Origin of the sequence: Arenibaculum pallidiluteum (assembly GCF_017355985.1) — a bacterium.
In the GTDB taxonomy this organism is placed as follows: domain Bacteria; phylum Pseudomonadota; class Alphaproteobacteria; order Azospirillales; family Azospirillaceae; genus Arenibaculum; species Arenibaculum pallidiluteum.
Map to the genome: position 1 here is coordinate 1 of NZ_JAFIQU010000040.1, position 1,404 is coordinate 1,404.

The 1,404-nt window shown below is 71.2% G+C and carries 1 protein-coding gene; it reads left to right on the plus strand.

The features are described from left to right. Positions 1-63 precede the first annotated feature (63 nt). Positions 64-1,404 (plus strand): IS701 family transposase (locus JUB13_RS30960; protein ID WP_236025358.1); only part of this gene is annotated, 1,341 nt, incomplete at its 3' end.

Genomic DNA, 1,404 nt, shown 5'->3' on the forward strand with positions numbered 1-1,404 from the left:
GCGTAATTAGGCGAGGCAAGACCTGTTGTCCTGCCCAGGAGATGGCCGGAGCCGGAGGCGGTCATGCTGGAGGTGCAGACATGGGAAGCCGAACTGAGCACGTGGCTGGAACCGTTTCTCGACGCCCTGGGCCATAAGGCCCGGCGGCGTTGGGCCCCGGTGTACATCCGGGGTCTATACGGACGCACCGAACGCAAGAGCGTGCAGCCGATCGCGGCCGAGCTGACGCCCGGCGACTACGACCAGCTGCACAACTTCATCGCCAGCCGCGCCTGGGACACGGCGAGGCTGGAAACGATCCTGGCCCGAAAGGCCGACCGGCTGGTCGGCGGGCCGGATGCCATCCTGGCCATCGACGACACCGCGCTGCCGAAGAAGGGCGAGCAGTCCGTCGGCGTCGCCCCGCAGTATGCCGGCGCGCTGGGCAAGAACGCCAACTGCCAGGTCCTGGTCACCCTCACCCTGGCCCGCCACGAGGTGCCGGTCCCGATCGTCATGCGCCTGTTCCTGCCCGAGGAGTGGACCAGCAAGCCTGAGCGCTGCCGGCGCGCCCAGGTGCCGGAGGATCGGCAGGAACCGCGCTCCAAGCCCGAGCTGGCGATCGAGGAGCTGGATCGCGTGCTGGCCACCGGGGTGCGCTTCGGCTGCGTCGTCGCCGACGCCGGCTACGGCAGCAGCGCGGCGTTCCGGCGCGCGCTGAGCGAGCGGGGACTGCGGTGGGCGGTCGGCACGGTGTGCGTGCAGAACGTCTACCCCCCCGCCGTGACCCTCTCCTGGCCGAGATCCGCCACGGGGCGGCCGCGCAAGCACCCGGTGCCCAGCGAGGATCCCGTTTCGGCGGCAAGCATGCTCAGGCGGGCGTCCTGGCGCCGGCTCACGTGGCGCACCGGCACCAAGGGGGCGCTGAGCGCCCGGTTCGCCGCGATGCGGGTGCGTGTGGCCGATGGGCCGGCGGCGCGCCAGGGCAAGCACCTGCCGGGCGACGAGGTCTGGCTGGTCGGGGAGCGCCGGGGCGGCGGCGAGACCAAGTACTATCTGAGCAACCTGCCGCCCGACACGTCCCTGCGCGCGCTAGCGTCCTGGATCAAGGCGCGCTGGGTGTGCGAACAGGGGCACCAGCAGATGAAGGAGGAGCTCGGCCTCGGTCACTTCGAGGGCCGGAGCTGGCCCGGCCTGCACCATCATGCGGTCCTGGTGATGATCGCCTTGGCGTTTCTCCAGCACCTTCGGCTCGCCGCCGCGCCGGAGCGGGGAAACAAGGCCGAGCCGCACCGGCGGACCGCCGCCCCATCCGACACTGCCGGCCGTCCGGCGAGCCATTCTCGCGCACATCCTCGAGACGGCGCCCATCCGATGCCCGCACTGTCGGTGCTGGCTTGTCCAGCACAGGTGCGAGTAGAACTG